The organism is Desulfocurvibacter africanus subsp. africanus DSM 2603 (genome assembly GCF_000422545.1).
Classification (GTDB): Bacteria; Desulfobacterota; Desulfovibrionia; order Desulfovibrionales; family Desulfovibrionaceae; genus Desulfocurvibacter; species Desulfocurvibacter africanus.
In genome coordinates this window covers 129831-151273 of record NZ_AULZ01000012.1, presented here as the reverse complement: position 1 = coordinate 151273, position 21443 = coordinate 129831, and the positions used below count along the sequence as shown (strand labels likewise).

The following is a 21443-nucleotide window of genomic DNA, read 5'->3' as shown; positions in this document are numbered from 1 at the left end:
GAATTCTGGTGGCAACCCGAGGTTCCCTTGAGGTTGCCACCAAAGAGAAACGGGCGGTCAGCATTTAAGCTAACCGCCCGTAATTCTTCATTTCCTGGTCGGGATGAGAGGATTTGAACCTCCGGCCCCTTGAACCCCATTCAAGTTCCCACACCTTGACTTAACAAGTGCAAGAGGAGTTCTCCCTCCCTCCGATTGTCTTACGCGTGCAGTTTCTTCATCAGCCAAGCCATGTTCTGGCCCAGTTCGTCCATGGTGCGCAGGCCTTCCTCGTCGTTCTCGACCTGTCCGGGCCCGAGGCCGATGCCGAGGTTCCAGTAGATGGAGCCGGGCACGATCATGCCGGAGATGCCGTAAAAGCGATTGATGGCGTCGTAAACGTTGGTGGCTCCGGCGCGGCGAACGGCCACCACGGCCGCGCCGACCTTGCGCCTGAGCATGCCCCCGTTGGCGATGCTGGTCATGCCGGCGCGGTCGATGAGCGCCTTGATCTCCGTGGACACGTTGGCGAAATAGGTCGGCGAGCCGAGAATGATGCCGTCGGCCGCGACCATCTTCTCGATGCAGGAGTTGATGTCATCGTTCCTGACGGCACAGCGCTGGTCCTTGTTCTCGAAACACTTGAAGCAGGCGATGCAGCCGCGCACCTTCATGCCCGCCATCTGCACGAGCTCGGTCTCGATGCCTTCCTTCTCCAGTGCGGCGAACACGCGGCGGATGAGGATAGCGGTGTTGCCGTCCTTGCGCGCGCTGCCATTGAATGCCACGACCTTCATGTGTTCTCCTCGCGTTGGCTATAATCAATCCTGCTTGTGATACTTGAGTCCCAGACTGTACGCTTTGCCTACGACCTGCCCCACGCCGAAGTAACTGCGCTGATCCACGGAATAGAGCAGCGGCGAAAGCTTGGCCATGTCGAGCTTGCCGTCCGTGAGCGCTTCCTCATCCGCCAGCGTGCCCATGATCTCGCCCACGAATATGGCGTGCGCGCCAAGCTCCATGGAGTGCAGCAGCCGGCACTCGATGACCAGCGGAAACTCGCCCACATAGGGCGCGTCCACGATTTCGCTGCGCACCGGAGTCAGTCCCGTGCGCGCGAATTTGTCCGTATTCTGGCCCGAAGCGATGCCGAAATAATCGGCCTCGGCCGCGTGGCCTGCGTCGGGGATGCTCACGGTGAAGGCCTTGCGGGCCAGCACGCTCGTGTAGGTGTGACGCGAGGGCCGCACCGAAACCTGGATGCAGGGCGGTTCGGAGCAGCATACGCCGCCCCAGGCCGCGGTCATGGCATTGGGCTTGCCCTGGGAGTCGTAGCTGCCGATGACCCAGACGGGCGTGGGATAGGCCGCAATGCGCGGCCCGAGTGACTTCTTCATGGCTCATGCTCCTTGGCTGGTTTTCTTCATCTGCTTGCCGATGCTCCAGCAATCACCCACGGCAGGGCCGAGTGACCAGTACTTGCGCAGGCCCATATCGAAAAGCAGGGGCCGCAGCCTGGCCGGGTCGATAGCCCCGTCCGCGAGCACGGATTCCTCCGCGTGCACCTGCCGGATCTCGCCCACGAAGATATTGTGGGTCTTGTAGTCCAGCACGTCGTGCAGCACGCATTCCATGCATACCGGACAGGCTTTTATCATGGGCGCGGCAGGCGTGTCCCCATAGAATAGCTCGAACATGCTGGATTTGTCCGTCTTTTTGCCGCTGACCAACCCGCAGTAGTCCGTCTCCACAACGAGATCCTGGGAAGGAATGTTCACGCTGAAGGCGCGGTTCTCGATGACGCCGCGGTTTGTGTGATGGGCCTTGTTCACCCCAAAGGAGATGTACTGGGGCTGGCCGTGGTTCATGATGCCCACATGGGCGACGGCGGAGAAATTCGGCCTGCCGTCCACGTGCGAACCCAGAAGCACGGTTAACGAGGGGTAGAGAGCATTGATAGGGCCGAGAGTCTTTTTCATCTGGTGTCATCCTTTGCAGGCCAGGCGTTCAGGTGCACGCGCTCGGCCTTGTAACGATCTTCGGGGCGATGCTCTTGGGCCGGATGGCCCAAGACGATGAAGGACAAGGGCATGATGCGGTCCGGCAGGTTCAGCAGCTTGCGGAAGCCCGCCACGCGCTCCTCGATCGGATGCACGCCGGTCCAGACCGTGCCCAGGCCCAGACCGCGAGCGGCCAGCAGCAGGTTTTGCGTGGCGGCCGAGCAGTCCTGAATCCAGTAGCCGGGATACTTCTCCAGGCTCAGGTCGCCGCAGACCAGGATGCCCATGGGCGCTTGGCGGGCCATGGCCGCATACTGGCTGAACGTCGGCACCGCATCGAGCAAGGCCCGATCGGTGATGACGATGAACTGCCAGGGCTGGGCATTGCCGGCGCTGGGCGCGGTCATGGCCGCCCCGAGCAGCCTGCGCAACTGCTCCTGCGTAACCTCGCCGGGCGCGAACTTGCGGATGCTGCGGCGTGTATGTATGGCGTCGAAGAGTTCCATGCGAGGCTCCTGTTGTTGTACTCGGACTGAAAGCGAGCGCTTTACATGTATACCTGATTTGAATAGTTAGGGCGTAAAAAGCAAGTAGGCACTTATAAGTGGAGTAGTTACTTGCCGGAAACCAATAGGTCGCAATAATTCAGGAATCCGTTGATAACAGAAGCTCAGGCCGCCGGGCGGCAGGAAAAAACTGGAGGAGACTCATGGCATGTGAACTGAAGACCTGCGGGGACAAGAACTATTATTGCTCCATCGAGTTGTCCCTGCTGGTCATCGGCGGCAAATGGAAACCGATCATCCTCTGGCGGCTTGGGCAGGACGGCACGCAGCGCTTCGGCGAACTCAAGCGCATCATGCCCAACATCACCCAGAAAATGCTTACCCAGCAGTTGCGAGAGCTGGAGGCCGACGGATTAGTGCGGCGGCAAGTCTATCCCGAGGTGCCGCCGCGAGTGGAATACTCGCTCACGGATTTCGGTCGGAGCGTCACGCCGGTCCTGGAACAGCTATGCAAGTGGGGGCACAGGTTCGAAGAGGAGCACCGCCGCCGCGAGGACGAGAAAGCCGAAGCTGGTCTCCCGGCCATGGAGGCCATGGCCGAGTAGAACCGCCAATTCGGGATAAGGCGCGTTAGCCTCATGCAGTCCAGTGCAGACTGCCCGCAGGCTTCAGCTCTGGCTCTGGGGCAGCGGCTGGCCCTGGTCCTTGCCCATTCCCTCTAATTCCTCCTGCAGCTTGTCCAGAAGCCGTTGCGTCTCTTCCTTGAGACCTTCCCAGCCGCGACGCAGGGATTCGCTCATGGTGCCTTGTCGGTCCATGTTGTCCAGGGCGATGTCGAAGTAGCGCAGGATGCTGCGCAGATCCTGGCGAATGGCCTCCATGTCTTGCGTGTGTTTCTTTTCCAACTCGGCCACACGGTTTTCCAGGGCTTGCAGCCGCGCCTGGACGTCTTGGTCGTCCTTGGCCGTGCCGTTGGAGCACGCAGCCAAAACTAGAAAGATGCAAAGCAGCATCGCGGGAATTTTCATACCGACCACCTTGTGAGGGCTTAAATGGCATTCACGACGGCAGGCAGGATGCCCATTTTCAATGTTTTGGGCAAGACTGGAGCGATATGTCATGCTCCTCGGCATTCATTAGAGCAATTTGCGTTTGAACTGAGAGAGGGCGCTGCCCTCTCTCAGACTCTCTCCCGGCAGGGAGCGGCGCTCCCTGCACCCCCATTTTTCATTTTATTTGCAAGGTGCTGTAGGCCTGCCGTTGGTCCCGGCGCCTGGAATGCCAAGTGCAAGGCCCGTGTGGCCAGCTCAGCCAAGGCATAATCGACCACAACGATTTCAGCCGGCAGAGGCGCTTGCGTTGTCAGTGAGTCCAAGCAGCCGGTCAGCTCTGTCCACGGAGCATGCGAGGACCGAAATGGCTGGCTGTCGATGCGGCATGCTAGCATGATCAATGGTGCGGCCGACGATTGCGGTATCGTCGGCCGCACCATTGAGACTCTCAGCTTGGGCATGCTTTGGTCGAGAGTTCAATCGGCGCTTCTGGAGCAGATTGCTTTTAAGACGCCCGCTCCGGCGTTGACGGCGCAAGTGAATTGCGCCTACGCCGAAGCTAGCGGCAAGCCATGCCGACGCATGGCTTGCAGAGCATTTTCAAAGCAAAATGCTCTGAAACGTGTCTTTCGCGACATGGCCTGCGGTAAATCCGGAATTTCGGCCTGCAGGGTGAGCTACGCCAGCCTTCGGCGCATATCCTCGGCCTCACGGCGCATGCTCTCGGCCACTTCCGGCGCCAATTCGGAGATGAGTCGCTGGCGCTCCGGGTCGATGCCGCCCTCCAGCCAGGGGTTGGGCATATCGGCGAATTCTTCGGCGGCATGGCGGCGGTCTTCAGCGATCTTCTCCTGCCAGCGACCTTCTCCGTAAGTCTGCACAAAGGCCATGGCCTCAGCGGGTTTCATCCTCCAAAAGCGCTTCTCCATGCGTGTTCCTCCTTGGCTTGAATCCCGCATGCTAGCAGGCCCCGGCTTTCAGGCAAGCAGAAAGGCAATAACAAGGTGGCCGAATGGACGGATGCGAGAAGCGTCTGTCCATTCACGACTTTTTTGCTATTTCGGCAAAAGCGGGATACCTGATGGTTTCGCCGAACAGAGCATGGACAAGGTCTGAATCGGATCGGCGCGAACCTCGTGGGCAGACATGAACGGATTTTTGCGCAACTTACTCATCGGAACCGTGTACTTCGGTCTCGGCCAACTCGGCTTGTCTCTGGCCGCTGCTTCCACCAATATCGCCCCGATCTGGCCAGCCTCGGGTTTCGCCTTTGCCGCGATCCTGCTCTGGAACCTGTCCTGCTTGCCGTATATCGTCTTGGCCGATCTGGCCCTGTCCGTGACCACGGGGCCATTCGCGGCCAGCGACGTACTCACGGCCCTGGCGAATGCCTTGTCGGCCGTGGCTGGGGTGGTCCTGCTGCAGCGCTTCAAAAGCCCAGGGAGCATTCATGAGCGTTCCTGGAACATGGTTCTCCTGCTGCTGTGCGGCACGGTAGTCACCGCCGGTCTGGCTTCGTCCATGTCCGTGCTTGGACTGGTGCGCGGAGGGCAGGTGGCCCAGGCCGAAGCCCTGCCCGTCTGGTGGACGTGGTTTCTCTCGGACGCTGCCGGCGTGGTCCTGCTGACTCCGCTGCTTGTGGTCTGGCAGGAGAAAGGCTTGGCCGGACTGCGGCCGTGGCGTCCCGAGTCGCTGCTCCTGCTCACGGGCCTGCTGCTCGCGGGGTGGGTCATGTTCGGTCAGCGCCAGCTGGAGATCGTGGAGCACTATCCTGTTGCTTTTGTACTGGCCCCGGTGCTCGTGTGGGCCGGCTTCCGGCTGGACTTGCGCATACTGACCCTGGCCATTTTGGCCTTTTCCGTTCAGGCCGTGGCGGGCACGACCATGAGCTTGGGCCCTTTCGGCCACCTTGGCCTGCCCGAGTCCTATCTCCTGCTGCAGGTCTTCCTCATGGTCATGGCCTCCATGGTCTTCATCCTTTCGTCCGTGAACGCGCAAAGCCACTTGGCCGAGCTGTCCCTGCGCCAGAGCCAGGCCGCATTGCGTTACGCCAACGAACGGCTGGAGCAGCGTGTGCTGGAGCGAACCAAGGAGCTGCGCCAGGCCCTCAAGGAATTGCGCCGCGCCGAGCGCAGCTACCGCGCCCTATACGAGAACGCCATCCAGGGCATGTTTCGCTCCAGCCTCGATGGGCGCATCAAGACCGCCAATCCGGCTTTTGCGCACATGCTTGGCTATGCTTCGCCTGAGGATCTGCTCCGGGAGAGCGGCATGGAATCCGTATACGTATTCCCGGAGGACAGGCGAGAGTGGCTGGCCAGCATCAGGCAGCAGGGCTTTCTCAGGAATTACGAGCTGCGCTTGCGCCGCAAGGACGGCACGCCCTTGTGGGTGCTCGGCAATGTATTGCTGACACAGGGCGATGACGGCGAGGAGGTCCTGGAGGGCATCGAGATCGACGTGACCGAGAAGGCCTTGGCCGAGCAGGAACTGGAACGCGAGCGGCAGCGCCTCGAAGAGGACTTGCGCGCCGCGGGTGAGATCCAGAAACGGCTCTTGCCCCGCGACGGCGCCGAGCTGCCCGGAGCAGCCATGGCTTGGACATTCGTGCCCAGCGGCCAGGTGGGCGGCGACGCGTTCAACTTCATTCCTCTCGCCGATGGCCGCACGGCCTTCTACATGCTCGACGTAAGCGGCCACGGCGTGCCCTCGGCCCTGGTGGCCTTCTCGGCCTGCCAGGCCTTGCAGGACGCCGGTGGCATGCAGGGCGGCTCGCCGGCCGGGCGGCTGGGGATCATGCCCAGGCCCGTGGAGGTCATGCGCCGTCTGGAGGCCGAGTTTCCCTTCAGCCGTTTCGGCCAGTTCTTCACGCTCTGCTATATGGTGCTCGATGCGCGCCAGGGTCTGCTGACCTGGTCATGCGCCGGCCACCCTCCACCGCTGCTGCTCAGGCCGGGGCAGACGCCGGCCCTGCTCGATGGAAGCGGCCCGGCCGTCGGCCTGGGCCACGCCGAGGGCTTTCGCGAGGATCAGGTGGCGCTTGAGCCTGGAGACAGGCTGCTGCTCTATACCGATGGCGTTACGGAATACCGCGCCGCCGACGGCGAACTGTTCGGCGAGGAGCGTTTGCTCGCGGTGCTTGCCGGGGCAGCGGGCCTGACGCGCGAGCAGGCGCTTGCGCTCGTGACCGAGCGGCTCGGCGAGTTCGGCCAGGGCCGTAAGCCGAGCGACGACGTGAGCATGCTGCTCGTGGAATATCTGGGGCCAGAGGGGGTTGGAGGTAAGGCAGGCACATAAAAAGCCCGGCAGGATAATCCTGCCGGGCCTTTATCTTTCTTTTTGCTGAAGCCACGCTTGGCAGCCGCCGCAGGGCAGCCCACCTAGCTACTTCGCCGAACGTCCCTCGTTACGGGGGGTGCGGCCGGCACTGGCCCGCCGGTCGTCCTGGCCGCGATGGCCCGTCGCCCCCAGAAGCTGCTTGGGCTGGGCCTTGCCCCAGACCTGCATCCAGCGATCCCCATCGGGGCCTTCGGCCTGCTGGGACTGACCGGCAGCGCGGCTGCGGGGCTGTGCATCCCTGGCGCTTGCGCCGCCATTGGCGCTTGCGGAATGCTGCCTGGGCTTGCCGGCGGAAGCGGCGGCTTTGGGCCTGGCCGAGGTGGGATTATCGCCCCGGCTGTTGGCGCCTGCTCCGGAACGGACCGGCAGCAAGCTTTTGGTTGCCGCCGAGTCGATGGCCTTGCGGGGAGCGGGTCCGGGCCTGCGGCTCTGCTGCGTGCGCGGCTGGCTGTCATACTGCGGGGCGCGAGCCGTGCTTTCGGAAAAGCCGTCCAGACGTTTGCGTTCGATGCGCAGGTTCAGGCTGCGTTCGATGAACTTGACCTGAGACTCGTCTTCGGGCGCGACCAGGCTCACAGCCTCGCCGTTGCGCTCGGCGCGGCCCGTGCGGCCTATGCGGTGCGTGTAGGCTTCGGCCGTGTCGGGCAGATCGAAATTGACCACCAGGCTCACGCGCTCGCAATCGATGCCGCGGGCAGCGATGTCCGTGGCCACCATGACCCGGTATTTGCCGTTGCGGAATCCGTCCATGGCCTCTTGACGGCGGCCCTGGGACAGGTTGCCCTGCAGCGACGTGACGGAGAAGCCCTTGCCGGCCAGCTTCTGGGCCAGGCCCTTGGCGCGGTGCTTGGTGCGCGTGAAGACCAGGGCGGAATTCTTGCCCAGGTCGTTCAGGAGCTTTTCCAGCAGGTCCTGCTTGCGGCTGCCGGCCACGGGATAGAGCGCATGGCTCACCGTGGCGGCGGGCGCGGTGTTGGACACCTGAACCGTGACGGGATCGCGCAGTCCGGATTCGGCCAGGGAGCGGATCTCCGCGGGCATGGTGGCCGAGAAGAGCATGTTCTGGCGCTGGCGCGGCAGCTTGGCCATGACCTTGCGCACATCGGGCAGGAAGCCCATGTCCAGCATGCGGTCGGCTTCGTCCAGCACGAGGGCGGAGACCTTGGAGAGATCCACCGCGCCCTGGTTCATGAGGTCCACAAGGCGTCCGGGGCAGGCCACGGCCACCGTGGCCTGGCGCAAGGCCTTGATCTGGGGCATGGCGCCCACGCCGCCTATGACCACGGCGCTGCGTATGCCCGTCTGCTTGCCCAGGCCGAAGAAGGATTGGTGTATCTGCACGGCCAGTTCGCGGGTCGGGGCGAGCACCAGCACGCGGATGGGGCCGCGCGTGGGCGCGTTGTCATTCAGCAGCCGTTGCAGGAGAGGAAGCACGAAGGCAGCGGTTTTGCCTGTGCCGGTCTGGGCCAGGCCCATGACGTCCTTGCCCGCTAGGACAGCGGGGATGGCGCGGGTCTGAATGGGAGTCGGGGTTGTGTAACCGGCGGCGAGGATGCCGGCCATGATGCGTTGGTCAAGGGAGAAGGAATCAAAACTCACGAATGGTCCTTGGGTTGGAAAGAAAAATGAATAATATCGGCTAACGCCAGTCTCGGCATTCGCGCCGCGGACGGCGGCCTCTAGTCTGATCGTGACGATCGCATTGGATCGGCGGGGACTGGACGGGACGGGGCCGGTGTGCCGGATACATATCCGGTCGCGGAGCTAAGCCCGGGGACATTTAGCCATTCCTGGCAATAAGTAAAGTGAAAACATGATGACGCAGAACGCATAACCGCCCTGAAGGTAAACCTTCGGGGCGGTTATGCGTCAGTCTAGAGCAGATTGCTTTTAAGACGCCCGCTCCGGCGTTGACGGCGCAAGTGAATTGCGCCTGCGCCTGCGCCTGCGCGGCGGCAAGCCATGCCGACGCACGGCTTGCAGAGCATTATCAAAAGCAAAATGCTCTAAGTGCGTCGGCCCTGGTTTCAGGGTTGCAGCATCTGCAGTTGCGGATTGGACTCGAACAGCTTGAGCAACTGGTCCGTGCGCAACTCCAGACGCTCGTTGGCGAGCTGGAACATGTTGCGCAGGAACATGTAGCCGCCACCTGGGTTAGCTTCCAGGATCTTGCGCAGATCATCGGCCGGGACCTGAACGATCTCGGAGTCCTCGGAGCAGACCACGCCGTGATGGTGCTTATGTCCGGGAATGACCGCCGACCAGCCGAAGATGTAGCCGGGCCTGACCGCGCCCAGGTACACGGTCATGCCCTGACCGGCATCGGCCTGGAACAGGGCTTTGCCAGCCAGCAGGAAATAGATGGCTTGGGCTACCTCGCCTTTCTGGAAGACGATCTCGTTGCGGGTGTATTTCTTGATTATCGCCGCCTCGTTGAGGGCCACGACAATGCGCTCATCGACTTCGCGCAGCACGGGGAAACGCTTGGAATTGAGAATGGGATTCATGCGTTGGCTCCTTGCGAATGACGCCTAAAGGACCAGGGCCACGGCCACCAGGCAGGCCAGGCCGAGGGTGATGACAAGGATGGTCGCGCCCGTGGGCACGGTGCCCGTGGCCAGGGCTTCCTGCACATAGGCCTTCCAGGCATGGCCGTTGCGGCGCTCGGAACCGCTCAGCCAGTTGACTGGAGCGGTGATGATCACCGCGGCTGTCGTGGGCAAAGCGTCGCACAAGGCGGCCAGGCCGCGGACCGCGCCGGCGGTCAGGCGGGCGCTGACGGCGTTGATGCCGTTGAACACCTTGTCCGCCACTACATAGAACAGCCGGCCGCCCTTGCGGTAGAACCAATCCGTATCAAGGTTGATAGCACGGATTTCGGCAGGGTATTTGCCCGAGAGGATCAGCAGGGTGAAGGCCAATGCGCCGAACATGAGCAGCTGGAGTTGGGCGACGACATGGGCTCCCGTGTATGGGACGTATTCCACAGGGAAAGGCAGAATGGAATACAACGGGCCGGGATTGACGCCCAGATAGACGCACAGGAAGGCGGCGATGCCCATGGCCAGGAGCATGTTCAGGGGTGGCTCCTTGGGCCGCAGGCCCGAGTCATGTCCGAAGAAGGTGAAGAAAGGCACCTTGATGCCGGCATGGTGGAAGACGCCGGCAGAGGCGAATTGCAGTATCAGCCATACGGCTACGATCTTCCCGTGCCCTGTGGCGCTGATGATCATGGATTTGCTTACAAAGCCGCTGAACAGCGGGAAGGCGGAGATGGATGCGGCGCCGATGATGCAGAACAAGCAAGTCAGAGGCATGGTCCGGTACAGTCCACCCAGGTCCGTGCAGCGGCTGCGTCCCGTCATGTGCATGACTGCTCCAATAGACATGAACAGGAGCGCCTTATAGAGAATATGGCAAAAGGCGTGGGCTACCGTGCCGTTTATGGCAAGCTCCGAGCCTATACCCACGCCGACCATCATGAAGCCGACCTGGTTGATGAGGCTGTAGGCCAGCACGCGGCGCAGATCGTTCTCCAGCACGGCGTAGAAGATGGGAATGGCCGCCATGGCCGCACCCAGCCAGATGAGCAGTTCCGTGCCCGGATAGGTTCGGGCCATGAGGTACACGGCGCTTTTGGTAGTAAAGGCGCTCAGGAATACCGCGCCTGTCGCCGTGGCTTCGGGATAGGCGTCCTGGAGCCACGAATGCAGCGGCGGGATGGCCGCATTGATGGCGATGCCGAGGAAAATGAGTATCGAGGCCGCGTCATTCAGTCCCAGTCCGATGTAGTCGAAGGCCGTGGTGCCTGTCTGGGAGATCTTCATGACCACGCCGGCCAGGAGCAGCAGGCCGCCCACTATGTGCACCATGATGTAGCGGAAGGCCGCTCCGTGGGCGGACTTGGTGCGTCTGGCGAGTATGAGGAAGGTCGAGGCGACGGCCATGATCTCCCAGAAGATGTACAGGGAGATGAGATCGCCGGCAAAGGTAACGCCCAGGGCGGCACCCGCGTAGCAGAGGCCTGCCACATGCTGGATGTCGTCCTTGACCTGCAGTGCGAAGAGCACGGCGATGAAGGAAACCAAACTGAAGATGTAGCCGAAGGCGCGGCTAAGTCCGTCGATTCTGCCCAGTACGAGATCATAGCCGAGCAGACTGGTGTTCCAATGCATACCGTTGGGCATGCTCATGAGCATGAGCAGGGCTGCCAGCGGCAGCATGAGCAGGTAGACTTGTTTCAGCCGACCGCTCAAAGCCGGCACAAGCATGGCACCTAAGATGAATATCAGCGATGGCGGTAGTGTACCGGAGAAGAATATTTGGTCCATGGGTTTCCTCGCGCCAAGGGGTTAGCCCTTGTCGTAGTGGTCCTCGTTGCGCTTGATGAACATGCGCAACACCTTGGCGATATAGATGAGCGCTACACAGGAAACGAAGCCGTAGGTGCCGAAGAAGAAGGGCATTTCCTCCCAGGCGAAGTCACCGTGCATGTGCACGAAGAACTCCGAAATCAGGAGCACGACCAAGGATGTATAGAATACCATCAGGAGTCGTCTGACGTTCTTCGGGTTATCGAATATCTTGAGTTCCCGTTTCAAAACTCATTCCTCCATTGAAAGTGGTGGGCTCCCATCTCCGGCTCCATCCGGCAGGCCGTCAGGACGCCGTGAGCACGAAGATCGTAACCAGATAGGCCACGGCCACGCCGAGGGTTACCCAGAAGGCCGTGGGATAGCCGGGCTCCGGCTTATGTTCGAGCTTCATCAGCACCTTGTCGTGCATGGCTTATACTCCAAGGGTTGCGGCCACGGCCATGCGGGCCAGGGTCAGGAATATGTCCGGGTAGAAGAACACGGCCACGGACAATCCCGCGGTGATCAGCGGCGGCACTATGCACAGCAGGGGCGCTTCCTTCACCGGACCGGAGTGCAGGCACTGGTCGGGCGGGCAGAAGAAAGCCCGGTATACGATGGGCAGGAAGTAGGCCGCGTTGAGCAGCGAGCTGAATATCAGCACGCCGGCCAAAACCCAGTGCTGGCCGTCCATGCAGCCCGTGAGCAGGTTCCACTTGCTCAGGAAGCCGCCCGTGGGCGGGATGCCGATGATGGACAGGCTGCCGATGAAGAAGGCCAGCATGGTCAGCGGCATGCGCCTGCCGATGCCGGACATCTTGCTGATGTACTTCTCGCCCGTGGCCACGAAGATGGCTCCGGCGCAGAAGAACAGGGTGATCTTGCCGAAGGCGTGCATGGCGATATGCAAGAGGCCGCCGGTCATGCCGGCGGCATTGAGCAGTCCCGCGCCGAGCACGATGTACGAGAGCTGGCCGATGGTGGAGAAGGCCAGCCGGCGCTTGAGGCCGTCCTGGGTCAGGGCGATCAGCGAGGCCACGGTCATGGTTATCGCGGCCACGGCGGTGATGAACCCGCCCAGGCCGAGGTTGGCCAGGGTCTCGGGGCCGAAGACGCCCGTGACCACGCGGAAGATGCAGAACACGCCGACCTTGACCACGGCCACGGCATGCAGCAGCGAGCTGACCGGCGTGGGCGCGACCATTGCCGCGGGCAGCCAGGAGTGCACGGGCATGAGCCCGGCTTTGGCGAAGCCGAACAGGAGCGCGGCCAGCAGCACGATCAGCAGGGTGGGCGAGGCCAGGCTGCCGATGGCTCCGGCGGCCTGGAAGTCCAGGGTCCCCGTGAGATTGTAGACCAGGATCATGGCCGGCAGCACCAAGCCGATGGACGTGCCCACGATGAAGGTCAGGTACTTGCGTCCCGATGCCCTGCTGTCCGCGTCCTGATGGTGCGTGACCAGCGGGTACGTGGCGAAGGAGAGCAATTCGTAGAACAGGTACATGGTCAGCAGGTTGGCCGAGAAGGCCACGCCCACGGCCGCGAAGAGCGACAGGGCGAAGAAGGCGAAAAAGCGCGTCTGAGCGTGTTCATTCAGGCCGCGCATATAGCCGATGGAGTAGATCGAGGTGACCACCCACAGCGAGGAGGACACCAGGGCGAAGAGCATGCCCATGGCGTCCACGCGCAGGGCCAGGGGAGCGCCCGGAATGACCGGGGCCAGCAGGAAGTAGTACTCGCTGCCGGCCAGCACAGCCGGGACCATGGAACCTACCAGGCCGAGCATGAGCAGGGCCGCGAAGAAGGTCCAGGCCTCACGGGCGTTGGGCGCGCGCGAGGCGGACAGGATTCCGGGCAGGGCTGTCAGCGGAGCCAGCACCGCCAGGAAGGGCAGTATGGAATTAAGTGCTTGCATGTAGTGTTTACCCCACCTGTCAGGCGATGGAACCGGTCAGCGCCGCGGCGATGACCCGGTCGACGATGTAGCCCGTGGACAGGCCCACGGCGATGAGGATCAGGGCCGCGGCGGCCAGGGGCACCAGGCGTGTCCAGTGCACTTCGTCCATAACGCTCTCCTCGTGATGGCCGTGCTCGTGGCTTCCGTGCTCTTGCCCGCCCTCGAAGAAGCAGATCTCGAAGATGCGGAAGAACAGGATCACGTTGATCAAGCTGGAGAGGATGAGCGCGCCGGCGAAGACGTATTGTCCGGCCTGCATCGAGCCCGAGACGAGATACCACTTGCTGAAGAAGCCGCACAGGGGTGGCACGCCGATCATGGACATGGCGCCCAGGACAAAGGCGGCCATGGTGAAGGGCATGCTGCGGAACAATCCCTTCAAGTCACCAAAGGCGGGGCTGCCACGCTTGCTCACGATGTTGCTCACGGCCATGAACAGGGTCAGGGTCATGAGCGCATCGGCGATGATGTGCAACATGGTGCCGGTCATGGCCGTGCGGTTGCCGATGAAGGCGCCGCCGGCCATGTAGCCCACCTCGGCCACGAGGATGAAGCAGAGCATGCGCCGCAGGTCCCTTTGGGCCAGGGCGGCAAGGGCTCCGACCACGATGGCCGCGGAGGCCAGCCAGACCGCGATGGTTGACAACTCAGGCATGGAAGCCACGAAGTCGGTCGGGAAGACCGTGATGAGCATGCGCACCACGACGTAGGCCATGACCTTGGTGGTCATGGGCGCGAGCAGCGCGGCCGAGACGTTGGTGGACTGGCTGTAGGCTCCCGGCAACCAGCCGTGGAAGGGGAACAAGGCCATCTTGACCCACAAGCCGAGCATGATGATGGCGAAGGCCCCGGCCAGAGCCGGCGTGCCGCCCATTGTGGACAGGATCGAAGCCACGTCGGCCATGTTGAGGGAGCCGGTCTTCACGTACAGATAGCCGATGCCGAACAGGTAGAACGAGGCGCCCGTGGAGCCGATGAGCAGGTAGTTGAGGCTGGCCAGTTGCGCCCGGGCGCCGCCCCAGGAAAGCAGGGCGTAGCCGCTCAGCGCCGCCACCTCGATGAGCACGTAAAGGTTGAAGATGTCGCCCGTGGACAGGATGCCCAGATGCCCGGCCGTGGTCAGCAGGTACAAAGTGTAGAAGACATGCGTCTTCTCGGGAAACTCGCGCTCGATCTGCTCGCGGTTGGCCAACAGGTTGAGCAGGGCCATGCCGGACATGAGGCACAGCATGGCAGCGGAGAAGGTGTCGGCCACGAAGGCGATGCCCCAGGGCGGAGACCAGCCGCCCAGCAGGTAGGTGACCGGGCCATGGGCAAGGGTCTGCAGCAGGACCTGGATTGCGGACCAGAGCGAGACGCCCAGGGCGAGCACGGCCGCCGGGAATTCGAGGCGCCGGCCCAGCCAGGGGCTGATGGCCGCGAAGAACGCCGCGAAGAGAAGCGGGAGGAGAACTAGGATTTGGTAGTGCATGCTCAGGACCGCCTGATCTGGTCAAGGATTTCGTTCTCTTCGAGAGTACCGTGCTTGCGGTAGATTCTCTGTGAAAGCGACAGCGCCACTCCGAGCGTGGCCACGGACACGACGATGGCCGTGAGCATGAGCACGTGGGGCAGCGGGTTGATGTAATCGGCCGGCGAGATGGGAGCATGGCCGCTGGCCAGAATGGGAATCGTCGCACCCTTCTTGGAGCCCATGGCCACGTAGAAAAGCATGATCGAAGTCTGGAAGATGCCCAAGCCGATGAGCTTCTTCATGATATTGCGCTTGGCGATCATGGCGTAGATGCCGGTCATCATGATCACGAAGTAAGCCCAATAATTGAATTTATCCGCTAACTGATTCAGAAGTTCATCCATCTTACAGGCCCTCGTTGATGGTCCCCTGGGAGGAGACGAGCTTGAAGATCATGATCAGGGCCGAACAGACGGTCAGGGCCACACCGGTTTCAACCAGCAGGATTCCCAGGGAGTGACCGGACGCCAGCGGCATGCGCAGGAGCCCGGCGAGCCCGCCGTAATCCAGGAAGTTGGCGCCCGTGGTCAGGGCGATAAAGCCCGTGCCCACATAGATGGTCACGCCCGCCGCGGCCAGGATGTGCATGAGTCGCTCGCTGAAGCGGGCGATGACGAAACGCAGGTCGTGCGACAGGGCCAGCAGCAGGTAACTGGCTGCCATGACCACGCCGGCCTGGAATCCTCCGCCCGGGCTGTAGTGGCCATGGGCGAGCACGTAGAAGGCGTAGATCTGCATGAACGGGATAAGCAGCCGGCAGACCGTGCTGACCACGATGTCCTGGGGCGTCCAGTCCGAGTCGATCTGCTCGAAGGCTCCTTGAGTCGGTGTGGCGCAGGCTCCGGGCATGCGCACCACGAGACCCGTGGCGATGTGCCTGTAGTAGTAGTGCTCCAGGACGCATTCCTCGCGCGACCTGCGCAGGATGAAGAAGCAGGCCATGGCCGCGGTGAAGACCACGATGGTCTCGAACATGGTGTCGAATCCGCGAAAGTCGGCCAGGACCGAAGTGACGACGTTGGGTGTGTGCGTCTTCTCGTAGCTCTGCTCGATGTAAAGATTCGAGACGTGCAGGCTGGCTGGTGACTCGGGATCACCCCAGGCGGGGAAGTCGCTGGTGGTGTAGACCAGGGCGATGCCCGCCAGGAGAACGGCGATGAGGGATATGGCTTTCAATCCTTTGTCCTCCTCGTGGTGCGGAACACGGCGGCGAAAATGAGCGCGGAACTGATGCCCGCTCCGATGGTCGCCTCGGTGAAGGCCACGTCCACGGCTCCCATGGAAAGCCACAGCAGGCACATCATGAAGCTGTAGATGCCGAAGACAATGGACGCTCCCAGGAGGTCCTTGATCGTGATGGCGGCCACGGCGCAGCCGATGAGCATCACGAGCACCAGAAATTGAATTTCCCAGATCATGGCTACCTCCGCTTGTCGCCTTTGCGCCAGGGTATGATTCCCGCGCGCATGCCCGCGTCGACCATGTCATGGGTCGCCGTGGGGCTGGCGAAGGAGACGAATACGAGTATCAGAAGGATCTTGGCCGCCACTATCAGGTGGGCGAGGTCGAAGTGACGGCCCTGCCACAAGGCCAGCCCGAACAGCAGGCAAATGGAGCCCAGGGTGTCCAGCTTGCCGGCGGCGTGCATGCGCGTGTACGCATCGGGCAGGCGCAGGATGCCCAGGGTTCCGACCGAGAAAAGCACCAGTCCCATCACGACAAAGGTGATGACCACGATATCGATGATCATGCTGGCATTCTCCTAATAGAAATCAGCTTCCCGGCCCTTCTTGTGGAAGTAGCGCGAGGCTGCGATGACCGCGATGAAGTTGAGCATGGCATAGGCCAGGGCGATATCCACGAACATGTCCACTCGCTCGAAGATGATGCCGATGAAGATGATGAGCACCGTGGTCTTGGTGCCTATGGCGTTGCCGCCCAGGATACGGTCCAAGGGCGTGGGCCCGGCAATGGCCCGGTACAGGGACAGCGCCATGAGCAGCAACACGAAAAGACTCGAGTAAAACAGGAAACGTTCCATTACCCCTCCCCAAAGATCCTGGCGATCTTCTCTTCCATGACTCCGGGCAGACCTTCGGCCGACTTGCGGTCAATACCGTGCACCACGAAGAATCCGCGTTCGTCCACGCTTACTGTAATGGTGCCGGGGGTCAGCGTGATGGAGTTCGCGAACAGCGTGAGCGCCAGCTTGGAGCGCAGCTTTGATCTAAAACGCACGATGACCGGATCGATCATCTGCCCCATGCGCGGATGCACCACCAGATAGAAAACCCATACGTTGGCCTTGACGATCTCGCCCAGGAACCAGACGAGATAGGTCAACATTCCCAACACGGCTTTGATGCGGCGGAAGTGGCGCACCTCGGGCGGAAACAGATCGGCTGAGATGAGGACCACGAAGGCGCTGCAGGCTGCGCCGAGGCTCAGGTGAAACGGGTCGAAAAAGCCGGAGAGCAGCATCCAGAGCGTGTAGATCGCCCCGAAGCGCAAGACGAAGGATATGGCCTTGTCAAGTCGCGGATGCTTTATCTCGGGGGCTGGAGGCTGTCCGCTTTTGCGGTCGTCCAAGACATGGGGCAACAGGTTCATGTCGGGCATTCTCCCGTGCGGGTTGCGTGAAGCCTTGTTTACGATCGCCTGGCCGTCGATGAAGTCGGACAGGCTGGGCATGGTGTATACGCGCTGGAAGGCGGCTTGGCCGTGAGTCTGCTGGTGCAAACATGGCGTTCAGCCACAAAGGCCGATTAGGATTTGGGCGGGTCCTTGAGGGAGAGATTGTGCTTGAGCCCCTGCCCTCCGCAAGGCCGCGAAAGAAACAATGCCAAGCATGTGTTGTGTATGTGCATTCGTGTTCGGAGTAGTTCTTTGAAGTCGTTGCCGTCCGGAATCTGGGCGCTCTTTCTCGCGTTGATCTGCGTTCGCCCAGCGCGCACGCTTTGCACGAAGGGTGCCACCATCCGTATGTCTGGCCGGCCGATTTCGTATGGAGCAAAAAATGCCGCTAGAGCATTTTGCTTTTGAAAATGCTCTGCAAGCCATGCGTCGGCATGGCTTGCCGCTAGCTTCGGCGTAGGCGCAATTCACTTGCGCCTAAGCCTGCGCGGGCGTCTTAAAGTAATCTGCTCTAAGTGCTCGCCTGCCCTGCATGCGGCATGCATTTACCTCGTAGACGCTCGCGCGGTGCCGTGCCGTATGAGGGCACATGCCGCAGGAAGGCACAACTGAGCGAGTTCGGACGAGGGCATTGCGTTCGGTTCAGAGTTATTTAGACCACTCCATCGCCTAGTGCAAGCGCGGACGGTCTGAGTGAATCGTGGTCGGCTTTGGAGGAGGGGCAAGGGATATCTGACTGAATTTTAAGACGTACAGACCCTGAAGTATGCGATGCTTCAGGAGATTTCTGGTTTTTCGCACGAGCGTATTGTCATAGTCCATTATTTCAGATTGTGGCCGCCAAACCCGAGTGGCCTGGCTGAATCCATGAAACATGGGGCAGCATGTACAGGCCATGGCGCTTGTTCCATGGCCACGCAGGCTCTTCGTGGATCGTTGTGGATGCCATCACATGCGCCCCCGCTGACTGCGATATGCCTGTTCGTGCTAGAGCATTTTGCTTTTGAAAATGCTCTGCAAGCCATGCGTCGGCATGGCTTGCCGCTAGCTTCGGCGTAGGCGCAATTCACTTGCGCCGTCAACGCCGGAGCGGGCGTCTTAAAAGCAATCTGCTCTAGATGATCCCCAAACCGAGCAGTAAGGCGATAAACAGGAGCATGATGGCCACAGTGACTTGCAGCGCTCGGATGGTCACCTTGCGCACCAGGCGGCTGCCAAGGAACGCGCCGAGGAATGCGGCCAGTGTCGCGGCCAGGATGAGGGGCAGATTGCCGCGCACTTCGGGAGAGCCAAGCAAGCCGGAGTAGATGGTGAGTCTGGAGAAATCCACCAGCACGGCGATAACCACGCCGGTGCCGATAAAGGCCTCCTTGCTCAGGCCGCTCTTGATCAGGAAGGCGCTGCGGAAGGCGCCTTGGTTGCCCGACAACCCGCCGAAAAAGCCGCTCAGCAGGCCGCCGGCCGGGATATACTTGCGGTCGATGGACAGCCTGGAAAAGGCGGGCCAGAGCTCCAGGATCGAGAAGCCGGCCATGAGCACGGCCACCGCGAGTTTGACGGGATGCAGAGCGAACTGGCTGCCAAAGGCCGTGTAGGTCGCAAGCGGCGCAAGATCCGCAAGCCAAAGCAGGGTCCGCGCGCCCAGGAAGCTGGCCAGGAAGGCCGGGCCGCCGAAGAGCAAAACCATGCGCCAGCTGGCGTTGCGGCCGAACAGCCCAAGCTTGAAGAGGTTGTTGGCCAGATGCACCAGGGCTGTCTGGGCCACGGCCACTTCCACGGGGAAGAACAGGGCGAAGACCGGCATGAGCAGGGTGCCCAGACCGAAGCCGGAGAACAGGGTCAGGCCCGAAGCCGCCAGGGCAGTCAGGCAGATAAGCAGAAAGTCCATGTTGTCGTCCGTCGGAAATCTAAAGGTGTTTTGATGGCGTTGCTTACAAGAAAAGCCGCCAGAATGCATGTGTCATTTCCGTTGCACGTACGTAACCGGCAATCAATCGTAAGCAGCCGGGTCTGCTGGGCGCAGGAGGCTGCGCCGCTTATTTACGCCACTCCTAGGGCGGGACAGACGATTTTCCAGCCCACAGCCACAGCGACAGCCCGCGACCAGTGTCTGGCGCATCGGCCTCGACCATGTCGAGCGCCAGGGTTCCCCGGCGAACCGGGCGAGTCCCTATTGGGCTGGCTCTCTGCTACGAGTGGGTCCATATTCGTTAGTGCCTGCAGGTGCGAGCATAGTGAAGATCAGGGGCATGAGAGTCGGCGGGAATACAGGAGGCTGACATGAAGATTGATACAATACTCTGGCGTCGCCTGGATACCCCTGGGCACGATGCCTGCCGGCTGGAACAGACAGACACTGGCTGGCGGCTTGCTGGTGCGGCGGCCTTCCGGCACGAAGGCGTGCCCGCGTGCCTAGCCTATCAGGTCGAGTGCGACGCAAAGTGGCGTACTTCGAAGGGCACGGTTCAGGGCTGGGTAGGAGCCCGCACGGTTGATCTTATTATTCAACGCACGCCCGCCGGCGTATGGACGCTGCACGGTGAGGTTGTGCCGCACCTGGATGGTTGTTTCGACCTGGACCTCGGATTCACTCCTGCCACGAATCTCTTTCAATTGCGGCGAGCCGCGCTGCAGGTGGGGCAGTCCGCCGCCATTCCTGTCGCGTGGCTGGATGTGGCCGACAGCGCGCTCCATGTGCTGCAGCAGCGCTACGAGCGACGCAATGCAGGAATGTACTGGTATGAGGCTCCGCGCTTTGGCTATGCCGCATCCCTCGATGTTCTCCCGGTCGGCTTCATCCTCCGTTACCCAGGCCTTTGGGAAGCAGAATCCTGAGCAACCGCGAAGCTCTGCCCGGCAATCAGGGGGGCATCAGCGGCGCGTGGCCACGAGGATGCCGCCCAGGATGAGCAGGCCGCTGGCGAGATGCGCCCAGCCCACGGGCTCGCCCAGGAGCAGGAAGGCTTCCAGTCCGCTGAAGGCCGGCAGGGAATAGTAGATGATGCCCGCGCGTGATGGACCGATGGCGGCCACGGCCTTGTTCCACAGAAAGAAGGCGGCCAGCGAAGCGCCGAGGCCGATATAGAGCACCGCGCCGATGATATGCGGCTCAGGCGAGGGCAGACCGCTGCGCAGGACTTCCCAGGCCGCCCAGGGTGCCAGACAGAGCACACCAAGGCCGAACGTGGACAACAGGAAGGAGGCTTGGCCGAGTTCCCGTGGCTTGCGCCGCACGAGAATGGAGTAGGCCGCGAAGAGCACGGCCGCCGAAAGCATCAGCAGATCGCCGACCGCGAACTGCAACGAGGCCAGCCTGGACAGTTCACCGCGCGTGACCAGCAGGGCTACGCCGCATACTGCGGCGGCCATTCCTGCGAGTCGGGCGGGCGTCACGGCCTCGCCCAGGAACATGCGAGCCAGCAGGAGCATGAACATGGGCGAAGTGGTGGAAATGAGCGCCAGATTCAAGGCGCTCGTGGAGCGTGCGGCCAGATAGATGAGCGTGTTGAACAGGGTCACGCCGAGCAGGGCCGTGATCAGCAAAAAAATGAAATGGCGGCGGATGACCCGTCGCTCGCGCCAGGCCGGGATGGCGGCCAGGGGCAGCAGGGCGGCAAAGGCCGTGCCCCAGCGCAGAAAGGCCAGCGTGGCCGGCTGCACTGAATCGAAGAGCCCGCGGGCCACGATGAAATTGCCGGACCAGATGATCGTCGCGCCCAGGGCGCATAGAAAGCCTGTCCAGGGGATCGGCTGTTTTCCTTCATGCTTCATGGATCACTCGCTACGGGTTGATCCGTGCGTATATACCAAGGTCCCGGCTAACGAAAGAAACAAGAAGTGACTGTCTCAGCGGGTGCGCGGCTTGTCAGGCTTGGCGCAGGTTCCAGACCGTTATGGTATGAAAATGAGTATCGCTTTAATTCTTACTACTTTCCAAAGCAGCCAGCTCAATGTTCATTGGTTATGCTGCGAATGACATACCTGTATCTAGGCTTGATTGTTAGTTAAATGAATGTGATTTTTTTAACAGCAAAACAGATTTACTTTACTATTTGAACATTATAATTGAGTTTAAGCAGCGTTTAGAATGTGCAGATCGTGTTTGTTG

At 61.6% G+C, this 21443-nt stretch carries 24 protein-coding genes; 3 read left to right on the top strand and 21 right to left on the bottom strand.

What is annotated here, in order from left to right; all coding sequences use genetic code 11:
- Window positions 1-200 precede the first annotated feature (200 nt).
- From H585_RS0109820 to H585_RS0109805, 4 genes are read right to left on the bottom strand one after another with little or no spacing between them, the layout of a single operon-like run.
- A complete protein-coding gene (locus H585_RS0109820) occupies window positions 201-776 on the bottom strand; it encodes a flavodoxin family protein (RefSeq protein ID WP_027367697.1) in 576 nt (191 codons plus the stop codon).
- A 24-nt stretch (window positions 777-800) separates the two neighbouring features.
- Window positions 801-1376, bottom strand: a complete 576-nt coding sequence (locus H585_RS0109815; protein WP_027367696.1) for a flavin reductase family protein — start codon at window positions 1374-1376, stop codon at window positions 801-803.
- Window positions 1377-1379: 3 nt separating this feature from the next.
- Window positions 1380-1958: a flavin reductase family protein gene (locus H585_RS0109810; protein WP_027367695.1), complete on the bottom strand. Its 579-nt coding sequence runs from the start codon at window positions 1956-1958 to the stop codon at window positions 1380-1382.
- Window positions 1955-2485: a nitroreductase family protein gene (locus tag H585_RS0109805; protein WP_014261534.1), complete on the bottom strand. Its 531-nt coding sequence runs from the start codon at window positions 2483-2485 to the stop codon at window positions 1955-1957. Before H585_RS0109805 ends, H585_RS0109810 begins: the two co-directional genes overlap by 4 nt.
- 203 nt (window positions 2486-2688) lie before the next feature.
- Here H585_RS0109805 and H585_RS0109800 point away from each other — a divergent pair, with 203 nt between their 5' ends.
- Window positions 2689-3090, top strand: coding sequence for a winged helix-turn-helix transcriptional regulator (locus H585_RS0109800; protein ID WP_027367694.1), 402 nt, complete (start codon window positions 2689-2691; stop codon window positions 3088-3090).
- A gap of 63 nt (window positions 3091-3153) precedes the next feature.
- On the opposite strand, the gene H585_RS0109795 is transcribed toward H585_RS0109800, so the two are convergent.
- Both H585_RS0109795 and H585_RS0109790 read right to left on the bottom strand, forming a co-directional pair.
- A complete protein-coding gene (locus H585_RS0109795) occupies window positions 3154-3513 on the bottom strand; it encodes a hypothetical protein (RefSeq protein WP_027367693.1) in 360 nt (119 codons plus the stop codon).
- A gap of 701 nt (window positions 3514-4214) precedes the next feature.
- On the bottom strand, window positions 4215-4466 hold the full coding sequence (locus tag H585_RS0109790; RefSeq protein ID WP_005987781.1) for a hypothetical protein: 252 nt from the start codon (window positions 4464-4466) through the stop codon (window positions 4215-4217).
- A 217-nt stretch (window positions 4467-4683) separates the two neighbouring features.
- Here H585_RS0109790 and H585_RS0109785 point away from each other — a divergent pair, with 217 nt between their 5' ends.
- The gene (locus tag H585_RS0109785) at window positions 4684-6834 is read left to right on the top strand and encodes a SpoIIE family protein phosphatase (protein ID WP_027367692.1); all 2151 of its coding nucleotides are present in this window, start codon (window positions 4684-4686) and stop codon (window positions 6832-6834) included.
- A gap of 87 nt (window positions 6835-6921) precedes the next feature.
- Here H585_RS0109785 and H585_RS0109780 read toward each other — a convergent pair whose 3' ends face one another.
- From H585_RS0109780 to H585_RS0109715, 14 genes are all read right to left on the bottom strand, one after another.
- On the bottom strand, window positions 6922-8475 hold the full coding sequence (locus H585_RS0109780; RefSeq protein ID WP_027367691.1) for a DEAD/DEAH box helicase: 1554 nt from the start codon (window positions 8473-8475) through the stop codon (window positions 6922-6924).
- Between the two features lie 428 nt (window positions 8476-8903).
- Window positions 8904-9383, bottom strand: a complete 480-nt coding sequence (locus H585_RS0109775; RefSeq protein ID WP_027367690.1) for a Crp/Fnr family transcriptional regulator — start codon at window positions 9381-9383, stop codon at window positions 8904-8906.
- 24 nt (window positions 9384-9407) lie between these two features.
- Window positions 9408-11207, bottom strand: a complete 1800-nt coding sequence (locus H585_RS0109770) for a Na(+)/H(+) antiporter subunit D (protein WP_027367689.1) — start codon at window positions 11205-11207, stop codon at window positions 9408-9410.
- 21 nt (window positions 11208-11228) lie between these two features.
- A complete protein-coding gene (locus tag H585_RS0109765; RefSeq protein WP_027367688.1) occupies window positions 11229-11477 on the bottom strand; it encodes a hypothetical protein in 249 nt (82 codons plus the stop codon).
- A gap of 58 nt (window positions 11478-11535) precedes the next feature.
- A complete protein-coding gene (locus H585_RS23830; protein WP_014261524.1) occupies window positions 11536-11661 on the bottom strand; it encodes a hypothetical protein in 126 nt (41 codons plus the stop codon).
- Between the two features lie 3 nt (window positions 11662-11664).
- On the bottom strand, window positions 11665-13146 hold the full coding sequence (locus H585_RS0109755) for a monovalent cation/H+ antiporter subunit D family protein (protein WP_027367687.1): 1482 nt from the start codon (window positions 13144-13146) through the stop codon (window positions 11665-11667).
- 19 nt (window positions 13147-13165) lie between these two features.
- On the bottom strand, window positions 13166-14659 hold the full coding sequence (locus H585_RS0109750; RefSeq protein WP_027367686.1) for a complex I subunit 5 family protein: 1494 nt from the start codon (window positions 14657-14659) through the stop codon (window positions 13166-13168).
- A 2-nt stretch (window positions 14660-14661) separates the two neighbouring features.
- Window positions 14662-15045, bottom strand: coding sequence for a cation:proton antiporter subunit C (locus H585_RS0109745; RefSeq protein WP_014261521.1), 384 nt, complete (start codon window positions 15043-15045; stop codon window positions 14662-14664).
- Between the two features lies 1 nt (window position 15046).
- On the bottom strand, window positions 15047-15877 hold the full coding sequence (gene mbhE, locus H585_RS0109740) for a hydrogen gas-evolving membrane-bound hydrogenase subunit E (RefSeq protein ID WP_027367685.1): 831 nt from the start codon (window positions 15875-15877) through the stop codon (window positions 15047-15049).
- On the bottom strand, window positions 15874-16119 hold the full coding sequence (locus H585_RS0109735) for a Na(+)/H(+) antiporter subunit B (protein WP_005987793.1): 246 nt from the start codon (window positions 16117-16119) through the stop codon (window positions 15874-15876). Before H585_RS0109735 ends, mbhE begins: the two co-directional genes overlap by 4 nt.
- 2 nt (window positions 16120-16121) lie before the next feature.
- Window positions 16122-16451: a monovalent cation/H(+) antiporter subunit G gene (gene mnhG, locus H585_RS0109730; RefSeq protein WP_027367684.1), complete on the bottom strand. Its 330-nt coding sequence runs from the start codon at window positions 16449-16451 to the stop codon at window positions 16122-16124.
- 12 nt (window positions 16452-16463) lie between these two features.
- Window positions 16464-16742, bottom strand: coding sequence for an MrpF/PhaF family protein (locus tag H585_RS0109725; protein WP_014261518.1), 279 nt, complete (start codon window positions 16740-16742; stop codon window positions 16464-16466).
- Window positions 16742-17440 carry a Na+/H+ antiporter subunit E gene (locus tag H585_RS0109720; protein WP_244432516.1) on the bottom strand — a complete coding sequence of 233 codons (699 nt, stop codon included), beginning with the start codon at window positions 17438-17440 and terminating at the stop codon, window positions 16742-16744. Before H585_RS0109720 ends, H585_RS0109725 begins: the two co-directional genes overlap by 1 nt.
- Window positions 17441-18449: 1009 nt before the next feature.
- On the bottom strand, window positions 18450-19223 hold the full coding sequence (locus H585_RS0109715; RefSeq protein WP_027367682.1) for a sulfite exporter TauE/SafE family protein: 774 nt from the start codon (window positions 19221-19223) through the stop codon (window positions 18450-18452).
- A gap of 392 nt (window positions 19224-19615) precedes the next feature.
- Between H585_RS0109715 and H585_RS0109710 the strand changes: the two genes are divergently transcribed.
- Window positions 19616-20170, top strand: a complete 555-nt coding sequence (locus H585_RS0109710) for a putative glycolipid-binding domain-containing protein (RefSeq protein ID WP_027367681.1) — start codon at window positions 19616-19618, stop codon at window positions 20168-20170.
- Window positions 20171-20206: 36 nt separating this feature from the next.
- On the opposite strand, the gene H585_RS0109705 is transcribed toward H585_RS0109710, so the two are convergent.
- The gene (locus H585_RS0109705; protein ID WP_034627657.1) at window positions 20207-21106 is read right to left on the bottom strand and encodes a DMT family transporter; all 900 of its coding nucleotides are present in this window, start codon (window positions 21104-21106) and stop codon (window positions 20207-20209) included.
- Window positions 21107-21443: the final 337 nt, after the last annotated feature.